Origin of the sequence: Aneurinibacillus terranovensis DSM 18919 (assembly GCF_000430625.1) — a bacterium.
GTDB lineage: Bacteria > Bacillota > Bacilli > Aneurinibacillales > Aneurinibacillaceae > Aneurinibacillus_B > Aneurinibacillus_B terranovensis.
On sequence record NZ_AUMJ01000009.1, the window covers coordinates 68,063 to 76,634 of the forward strand.

The 8,572-nt window shown below is 43.6% G+C and carries 10 protein-coding genes and 2 pseudogenes; 1 reads left to right on the forward strand and 11 read right to left on the reverse strand.

The window, feature by feature from the left end:
• Window positions 1-2: 2 nt before the first annotated feature.
• The 11 genes and pseudogenes from H525_RS0101480 to H525_RS0101530 all read right to left on the reverse strand — a co-directional run bounded on the left by H525_RS0101480 (window position 3) and on the right by H525_RS0101530 (window position 8,204).
• Window positions 3-563 (reverse strand): isoprenylcysteine carboxyl methyltransferase family protein, encoded by a 561-nt coding sequence (locus tag H525_RS0101480; protein ID WP_081413174.1) that lies wholly within the window; start codon window positions 561-563, stop codon window positions 3-5.
• Between the two features lie 5 nt (window positions 564-568).
• Window positions 569-1,624 carry a type III polyketide synthase gene (locus H525_RS0101485; RefSeq protein ID WP_027414725.1) on the reverse strand — a complete coding sequence of 352 codons (1,056 nt, stop codon included), beginning with the start codon at window positions 1,622-1,624 and terminating at the stop codon, window positions 569-571.
• A gap of 83 nt (window positions 1,625-1,707) precedes the next feature.
• Window positions 1,708-2,565: a tyrosine-type recombinase/integrase gene (locus H525_RS0101490; protein WP_027414726.1), complete on the reverse strand. Its 858-nt coding sequence runs from the start codon at window positions 2,563-2,565 to the stop codon at window positions 1,708-1,710.
• A gap of 244 nt (window positions 2,566-2,809) precedes the next feature.
• Window positions 2,810-3,058: a sulfurtransferase TusA family protein gene (locus H525_RS0101495; protein ID WP_027414727.1), complete on the reverse strand. Its 249-nt coding sequence runs from the start codon at window positions 3,056-3,058 to the stop codon at window positions 2,810-2,812.
• A gap of 24 nt (window positions 3,059-3,082) precedes the next feature.
• Window positions 3,083-4,213: an MBL fold metallo-hydrolase gene (locus tag H525_RS0101500; protein WP_027414728.1), complete on the reverse strand. Its 1,131-nt coding sequence runs from the start codon at window positions 4,211-4,213 to the stop codon at window positions 3,083-3,085.
• A gap of 562 nt (window positions 4,214-4,775) precedes the next feature.
• A complete protein-coding gene (locus tag H525_RS0101505) occupies window positions 4,776-5,336 on the reverse strand; it encodes a class I SAM-dependent methyltransferase (RefSeq protein WP_027414729.1) in 561 nt (186 codons plus the stop codon).
• A 20-nt stretch (window positions 5,337-5,356) separates the two neighbouring features.
• Window positions 5,357-5,629 (reverse strand): annotated as a pseudogene (locus H525_RS22430) (metal-sensing transcriptional repressor).
• 324 nt (window positions 5,630-5,953) lie between these two features.
• Window positions 5,954-6,337 carry a DUF302 domain-containing protein gene (locus tag H525_RS0101515; RefSeq protein WP_027414730.1) on the reverse strand — a complete coding sequence of 128 codons (384 nt, stop codon included), beginning with the start codon at window positions 6,335-6,337 and terminating at the stop codon, window positions 5,954-5,956.
• A 48-nt stretch (window positions 6,338-6,385) separates the two neighbouring features.
• A complete protein-coding gene (locus H525_RS0101520; protein WP_027414731.1) occupies window positions 6,386-6,964 on the reverse strand; it encodes a sulfurtransferase TusA family protein in 579 nt (192 codons plus the stop codon).
• A gap of 14 nt (window positions 6,965-6,978) precedes the next feature.
• Entirely contained in the window at window positions 6,979-7,761 is a 783-nt protein-coding gene (locus tag H525_RS0101525; protein ID WP_027414732.1) for a sulfite exporter TauE/SafE family protein, read from the reverse strand.
• 47 nt (window positions 7,762-7,808) lie between these two features.
• Window positions 7,809-8,204, reverse strand: a complete 396-nt coding sequence (locus H525_RS0101530) for a DsrE/DsrF/DrsH-like family protein (RefSeq protein ID WP_027414733.1) — start codon at window positions 8,202-8,204, stop codon at window positions 7,809-7,811.
• A gap of 207 nt (window positions 8,205-8,411) precedes the next feature.
• Between H525_RS0101530 and H525_RS26875 the strand changes: the two are divergent.
• A pseudogene (locus tag H525_RS26875) lies at window positions 8,412-8,572 on the forward strand (IS1380 family transposase); the annotation flags it as partial.

Below are 8,572 nucleotides of genomic sequence, written 5' to 3' on the forward strand. Positions count from 1 at the left end.
GTTTATTCCGGTCTGCCCGGCATAAACCGCCGTCTGTCTCCCATAACACGGCTGTATGAAGTATGCGAGAGCAGCGCCTGTTCTTCCACCCTTATCCGGTGGCGCAGCATGATGGCGTTGAGCAAGCTAAACGTAAAAAAGGTAACGTATGCCTTAAAAAATAGAGGAATTACTGCAAATTCCAAAATAACAACAACATAATTCGGATGCCGTAAAAAACGGTAAGGCCCTTTCCTGACTGCCTCTCCGCCGGGCACATAAATAATCCGCGTATTCCAGCAGCGGCCAAGCGATACAATCGCCCAGTAACGGAGAAGTTGGACAACAAGGAGTACGCCTAACAGAGCTTTCCAAAAGACGGATAAAGGATATCCTTTCCAGGCGCTTTCCGTCCACAGGCTGATAAAAAAGCCGGCATGCATCAGCACCATCAGCGGATAATGCCCGGCTCCAATTTCTTTCCCACCCCTGCTCATCATCCACGCCCGGTTCCGCTTCGCCACCTTTAATTCCACCAACCGCTGAACAATAAGAAAAACAAATACAGCATAAAAAATAAGCACGATTTTCACCCTTTTATCAATAACAGTTCAGAACTGAAACCGGGACCGAGCGCTGTAATGATGGCGTATTCGTTTGCGCACATCCCCTGCTTTAAAAACGCTTCCAGCACAAACAGTACGGTAGCGGAAGACATATTGCCATATCGGCGCAGCACGTCCAGCGAGTGGGAAAACACCTCGATCGGTGCATTAAATAACTGCGCATACGCTTCGACTACCTTATATCCGCCCGGATGGACAATAAAGTGTGTTATATCCTTGGCGTTCAGTCCGTGCCTCTCAAGAAAAGCAAGAACATTTGGTTTGAAGAGAGTCTCGACCAGGGAGGGAATGCTTCGTGAAAAAATCACTTTTAACCCGCCTTCATTTACCTCCCACCCCATCACGCCTCCCGTATCCGGCCACAACGTACTCATCGTACTCACAATCGAAGGATGTGTTTCCGCCCCTTCACATGCTTCCCCCTCAACCAAAACCGCTGCGGCTCCGTCCGCGAATAACGAAGTCGCTATCAGGTTGCTTTTGGATCGGTCCTCGTTTTGAAATGTCAAACCGCAGCATTCCACCGCGATAAGGAGGGCTCGTGCATTCGGATAGGCAGTGACATATTCGGCCGCCCGTGAAAGTCCTGCGGCTCCTCCGGCACATCCAAGCCCCCAGATTGGTGTGCGCTTTGTATGCGGATTGGCCCCCATCCGATTCATTATGTGTGACTCAATGCTTGGTGTGGCAATCCCACTGGTAGAAACAAAAAAGATGTGGTCAATTTCATTCAGTGTTCGGCCGGCATGATGTAAGCATTTCTCAGCGGCTTCCATACCGAGCGTAACGGCCCACTTCTCATACAAGGAATTTTTTTCGGCAAAAGAATGAGGCTGCGCAAACCAGTCGATCGGCATACAAAAATAGCGGGTCTCCACCTGACCGTTCTGAAAAACAGGTAAAAGTCTTTCAATATCTTGAAAGGAGTCCGCAAATAGATGGCGTGCAAAATCTTTTATAGAATCCTGAGGTAAGATATGAGGAGGCACACACGTTCCCACAGCGGTAATTCGAGGCAATATAGCATCTCTCCTTTTGCTTTGCATGTATTCCTATTCTTACCACCAAGTTATGTTAAAAAAACATAGGGTGACAATCTGGTTTACATTCGTGCGATTTCCTCATACACAAGTGCCGGTATGATCCACTTATCAATTCCCAATAAATCGGCCACTTCTTCCTCCGTATAACCTTCCTTTAACTTTTTAACGGCAAACGTGTTGCGCAATTTTTGGGCATGAAAGGAGATGCCGGATTTTCGGGAAAGAGACGCCAGAACAAACTGGATGCTGCGGGCACTCATTCGTTTGCCCTGCCGCGAGATAAAGACAAAAGGCGAATCTTTTTCAGCAAACTGTTTGTATTTTTTTAGATAATCGCCTTTACTGTCCTGCAGCACGACCCGGCGCACGCTGCCAAGCGAGACTCCGATAATCGTGCTCGTTCCCTCCCACAATATGTCCTTCCATAGTAAATGGGCGGCCTCCTGTATTTTTAAACCCGCCCACAAAAAAAGCGTGATAAAAGACATATTGCGAAAATATATGTCTTCTTCTATTTTATTGGCCTTATCCTCATGAATCGTATGCAAAAGAAAATCAATCTCGTCATCGCTTAAAAAGAAGTTGTCTTCCTCTGATGTGTTGGGAAGGCGCTTTAGTTTGGCACATGGGTCCATCCCGATTTTTCCTGTGACCCAAAGAAAATGGAAGTACGCTTTTAGTGATGTGATTTTTTTATTAACCGTTGAAATCTGTTTGCCGGACTTTACTTCTTCTTCAATATATCGGGTTACGATACGGTATCCAATCTGGTACACTTCCAGATTCGGGTAGAGCCGGGCAAGCCAGGCGAAAAACATCGTCATCTCCATCATATAAGATGCGACGGTTAGCTCTGCCCGCATTTGTTTAACCAGGTATTTCTCGTAATCATCCTTATGGGCAAACCGGTACTCCATTCCCATCGCCCCCTTGGAATTTTGATATTATTCTACCATATAAGAACAAGCGTTTGAACTTTTTTGCATGTTTTTAGGGATTGGATGATTGCGAATACACGTTTGTTTATCGTAATTAAAATTCAACCCCGTACTGCAACCCCAGAAATACACTGTATACATTCTTCCCAAACATTAGAAAGTGAGGGCAACATCAGTCTCAGAGATAAAGTTAAAGAAGGAAAGTGAAGAACAAACATCCCTATCATGAATCGGCTCTAAATGGTAATGATTTCTTTACAATGAAACGGTAAACCCCATTGTCTTCTTCCATTTTCAACAATTCATGGTTCGTTGCTTTTACCCAACTCTGAACATCTTTGACCGAACCTTTATCAGTCGTTTCGAGTTCCATAACCTGACCGCTCTCTAAAGAATCGATTGCCTTTTTCGCTTTTACAATCGGCATTGGGCAAGAAAGTCCTTTTGCATCAACTACAATATTTGTCTTCATTTTTATTTCCTCCTTAAATATTATTTATGAATGATGAACCGCACAGCGGTTAGGCCCAATTTCAAGTGCTGTAGCCTCTTCTGCCGATATGTTAGCAACACCACGGTTGATATCAACAATTTGTTCGTAATTTGGCGGTGTGGCGCCAGCTGCACCAGCTACCATTTCGGTGAACTGCTCGCGGTTTTCAGTTCGCATCACTTCATTACTTTTTCGAATTTCACCAAGCTGAGCACCTACTATTCCTTGATCATTAATTTCTTTCACGTCAGCATAGTGTGTTGGGAGTACAAACGTATCATCAGACAGGTTTGCAATCTTTTTGAAAACTGTATCATACAAGGACTGCGCCCATTCCTTTGCCTTTCCTCCAAGGTCCGGACGTCCAAGCCCGCCAACAAAGATCGTGTCACCCGAAAGCAAGAACTTATCATTCACCAGGAACGATACACTACCTGGCGTGTGTCCGGGCGTTGGCACTGTCAAAACCTTTACATGAACGGAACCAAAGTTAAATTCTTGGTGATTTTCTAGAGCTTTATACGGGAGCGGAGATCCCTTCATTTCATTTCGGGAAATATAATAATCAGCCCCTGTTTTATCCGCTAACTCATGACCGCCGGATATATGATCAGCATGCAGGTGAGTATCCATAATATGCTTGATGGATGCTTTTTCTTTGTTGGCTAATTGAATATACTCTTCGATATGGCGACCTGGATCGATCACCATAGCTTCCCCTTGTGAAACGATAAAATATGACAGGCAACCTTTGGCAAGACGGTTTACCTGAATGATTTTCATATCCTCATCTTGCGTAACCGTTACCGGATGGTAAAACTGGCTCCATTCAAGCATCCCTTCATCCAGGACACTCACCTGATATCCTTTTTCATCCAGAATTTCCGCGACCATTTTAGCACTTCCGCCTTTTGCACAGATCGTCACTACCTCTGTATCCTTCGGAAGCCCTTTATACGTCTCTTCGTTCTCGTCCAGAAAATCAAAGTACGGTACATTAATCGACTCCACTTTCTTCCCTTCAATTTTCCAGTCGCTATACTCTTCCGGATTGCGAACATCAAGAATAAAGACATTTTCTCCACTGTTGATTTTGTCATGTAGATCTTTTGCATGGATCGTCTTAATAGCCATAAGTAAAACCTCCTAGAATTGGTATATAAGTTTGTCCCTTAAACTTCATTCACACTTTAGAAAAAGGGGATAGTATTCCTTACCCCAAAACACTTCGTATATACCCTACACAGTGCATATCCATGCGGGGTATATTATTAAACATATTATTTCTTTTGGCAACAACCCTATCACTTTTTGTTTTTTTACCTTTCCCTGTGCGGTGGTAAAAAATGCGTATTCTTATCAACATTTTCTTTAAAAATGATTTTCACAATAACATACATACAAAATAAGGTGACATAAAATAGGATTTTTCATTTAACAGCATACACGGCGAAAATGAAAGAAGACTGTCGAGGCGTTTTCGACAGTCTTCATCATCTGATTTAATAAAACAATTCTTTTATTAAGAAATAGGCTCCTACCAGGAGCCAGACCAGCGTACCGGGTCATAACGGGATAAGATTCCGCAGAGACCTTTTTCGCCGGGGCCTAAGGCTTCAATTCGAAGAGGGACACCGCTTTCTTAAAAAAAGATTTCTTTTCCTCAATTTTATCCCCCCTCCCCATCCTCTCTTTTCTAATAAGCGATAATAATATAATGATTAGGGTTCGGTTTAGTTATCTGGGTTTGAAAACCTGCTTGCTCGAATTTTTTTTGCAGAAAAGAGGTACCGAGTCTCTCAGCCAATGGAGGGCCGGACTCCGTCTCCTTCTTTTCCCATTCAATGATAAGAAGTTTTCCATTAGGACGTAGAATACGTTTCATTTCATGAATCGACTTATCTAGATCATCTACCTCATGCAGCACCTGTGAACAAATCGCTTTGTCTACACTGCCATCAGGAAGCCGGATATTTTCCGCATCGCTTTGGATGGGGGTAATATTCTTCACGCCTGCTGCTGCTGCCTTTTCCTTCAAAGTCTCAAGCATTTTGGGTTCCACATCAACGCCATACACCGCGCCAGAAGTTAAATAAGCAGCCGGAATTGTAAAATATCCAGGGCCACAGCCAATATCGGCTAGATCATCCTGCTTTTTGATTTCTAATAAAGACAGGATTTCATCAGGCGGAAGAAATTTTCTTCTTTCTGGGTTGTCCAATTTCGCTATGAGGGAAGGATCAAAACGATGTCCCATTTATGAAAACCTCCTTATGATCATATGCTCTTTACAAGTAAGTCAACGGCTTCTTTACTCACCAGTTCGGGATTGTTGCCTTTATCTAATTCGCGGATAATACATTCTTCCATATTATTCGCTCATATTATTCGCTACAACCAATTCAATTACCCGATCTACAGCCGAACGAATGGCTATAGCCGGGGTACTACTTCCCGGCAGTCTTTCTCTTTTTCCATCAGGCCGATTACTCCGCCCAATTGGCCCTCAATCCGGCGAAGACGGTTTTTTATTTGATCACTGTATTCCATGGATATCACCTCAAGTATGGGGAAACACAAACAAATAATACCCATATAGGTATTATAAGGAGCATTAAAGCATTCGTCAATGATAATTATATGCTTACAGCGGTTGGTTTCATCTCAATCCTTACCATACCTCCAGCCATTGGAAAAGGCAAGCTCCGCTCCTGTAAATGATTGATAAGCCTCCGTTATTAATTTATCCATGGGCGCTTCGTGCAATGTCATACGGAGTGCCTAACATATGAGGAGATCCGTTTGTTGGATAAATGGTTAGCTAAAAAAGCGTGTACAGCAACTTCAATGCTGTGCACGCTTTTTTTGAGTTGTTTATTTTGCTTCATTTACAGCTTCTATCAAAGTCTGTTCGATATGTTGAGCGATTTCCTTTAATGTGGGTTCATTTACTATATCGATTAAAACTGTAGGCTTCGGCAGACCAATTTTCACCGTCCCATTGTCTTCATACACTGCAATCTTACATGGAAGAAAATATCCAACCAGGCTATTTTTTGATACAACTCTCTTGGCCTCCTGCGGATTGCATACCTCCAGAATTCTGTATGGTTGAGTAAAATCTACACCTTTCTCCTGAAGCTTTGCTGCAAGATCAAGCTGCCAGAGTACGCCGAACTTGTGTCTTTTTAGGCTTTCTTCTATATCTAAGACTGCTTGCTCCAACGTTTTGTTTGTTTCAACGGTATAATGAAACATCAACCATCACCTCGCAATAGATTTATTCAAACAATCCCTCTTGTTAGCTTACTTCGTTTCTTTTTCAGTCGGACCGCTCCATTCAGCCATGCCCGGCAATACATTACGTACGTTTGTAAATCCCTTTTCACTCAATACTTGGCACGCCATATCGCTGCGGGAACCTGTCCGGCAGATTACGTATACATCCTCGTTTTGATGCTGACGAAGCTCATCAATTGTCTCCTCCAGCTTTCCAAACGGAACAAGCTTTGCACCCGGAATGTGTCCAAAGGCGTATTCCATAGGTTCACGAACATCGAGAATTACCGGATTCTCATTTAATTTCCCCATTAATTCTTCATGTGAAACGTCATGCGGAAATTTCTTCTCAGGCTTCACTTCGTCTGGATGGGATTTGCGAATGTAATGGTTAAACACTCCATCCTCTTTCACAGTTCCTAGAAACTGATGGCCGGTACGGACAGCCCAGCTTTTAACATCCGCAACAGAGCCCGGGTCGGTTGCAACCACTTCTAGTACTTCACCCGCCTGCAGTTCTTCGATCGCTTTCTTCGTACGAACAATTGGCATTGGACAGGATAACCCTTTGCAATCAATCGTTTTATCTACAGTATAAGCTGCCACTCGTAACTTCCTCCTTATTTAATTAACAAATCCCACCAAATTTTTAGAGCTGTGGCCAAAATAAGAACGGCCAGTATGCCCTGCAGAGCTTTTGCATTGATTCGTTTGCTTACCTTCGTTCCGAGTGGGGCGGCAAGTAAGCTGGCGATCACAATGATAATGGAAGGCCAGATTAGAATGTGCCCAGCCATTATTTTTCCCACCGTTGCACCAATTGATGACATAAACGTTATCGCAAGAGATGAGGCAATCGTTACACGTGTTGGAATTTTTAGAACGGTAAGCATAATAGGAACGAGAATAAATGCTCCTCCAGCGCCTACGATACCTGATGTAATTCCAACAATGAATGCCGCAGTAACAGCAAGGAAAGCATTAAACGTTATTTCTTCACTCGATGTGCCTTCTCGGCTCTTTTTGGGTACGAACATCATAATGGCTGCAATCGTGGCTAGAATGGCATACACGGTATTAATGGTTGAGCCGGATAAAAATTTACCACCATAAGCACCTAACAAGCTACCAACAATAATCGCAGCTCCCATATATACAACTAACTTATAGTGAATCAGTTTATCCTTCCGTAATGAAAGTACCCCGCTTAGCGTCGAGAAAAACACTTGAACGGCGATCATTCCTGACACTTCATGCTCGGTATAAGAGGCTACCCCTAAAGCAGATGGCAAAAATAATAGTAGAGGATAATTGATAATCGCTCCTCCGATCCCCAGTAGGCCAGACAGAAACGAACCGACAAAGCCGACAACAAGTAACGTAACAATTAAACTGACTGTCATCTGTTCATGCCCCCTTTAGGAGGGAGCCAAAGATCGGCTCCCAAGCATTAGAACGTAAGGGTAACATCGGCATCATAGGCAAAGTCCAGGAAAGTAACAGCTCCACCCACTTCAATGCCTTCAATGAAGTGTTCTTTTTCCAGGCCCATTACGTCCATCGTCATTTGACAGGCAATCATTTTAACGCCCATTTCACTCGCCATTGCGACTAGTTCAGGGATTCCCGGTACGTTCGCTTTTTGGAACCCTTGAGCAAAATGTTCTTTTCCTACCGGCATCGGAAGCTGTGCATGAGCATCTTTATGGATCAGATTTAAACCTTCGAATGTAAAGAAGATACCTACCTCTGCGTCTGTAGCTGCAGCTGCTGTAGCAATATTAAATACCTTATAAGCATCAAACATCCCACCGTTACTTGCGATAATTGCTACACGTTTTGCCATTTTACTATCTCCTTTTTATTTCATATTTAGGTTAAACATGAAATCGGAAAGTAACGGCCCTAGACTGATTCCTTTCCTTGATTTAGCAAGCATTTCTGCCTGTCGAAACACGTAAATTTTTTTGCAAAAATAGAAGGACACTGCGCGCCTCTTGTCAAAGGTTAAAGCACCACACAATAACCAACGAGAGGGAGTGTCCTTAGCAATATGGTACCACAACCATCGAACCATACGCCAGAACGAAATACTCGCCGCAAACGCCGAATCGAAATTCTCGCGGAGCGTCGTCGGATCAAGAAGATTCTGAAGAAGCTGCGCCCCGTCACCTTCGACAATGACACCGTGACCGAAGCTGGGAACTTCCAGTT

Bases quoted from the DNA above. Each gene is read 5' to 3' on its own strand.
- H525_RS0101495 (WP_027414727.1), bottom strand. From the start codon at position 3,058: ATGAAGACAAATATTGTAGTTGATGCAAAAGGACTTTCTTGCCCAATG.
- H525_RS0101530 (WP_027414733.1), bottom strand. From the start codon at position 8,204: ATGGCAAAACGTGTAGCAATTATCGCAAGTAACGGTGGGATGTTTGAT.
- H525_RS0101525 (WP_027414732.1), bottom strand. From the start codon at position 7,761: ATGACAGTCAGTTTAATTGTTACGTTACTTGTTGTCGGCTTTGTCGGT.
- H525_RS0101490 (WP_027414726.1), bottom strand. From the start codon at position 2,565: ATGGAGTACCGGTTTGCCCATAAGGATGATTACGAGAAATACCTGGTT.
- H525_RS0101500 (WP_027414728.1), bottom strand. From the start codon at position 4,213: ATGGCTATTAAGACGATCCATGCAAAAGATCTACATGACAAAATCAAC.
- H525_RS0101515 (WP_027414730.1), bottom strand. From the start codon at position 6,337: ATGTTTCATTATACCGTTGAAACAAACAAAACGTTGGAGCAAGCAGTC.
- H525_RS0101505 (WP_027414729.1), bottom strand. From the start codon at position 5,336: ATGGGACATCGTTTTGATCCTTCCCTCATAGCGAAATTGGACAACCCA.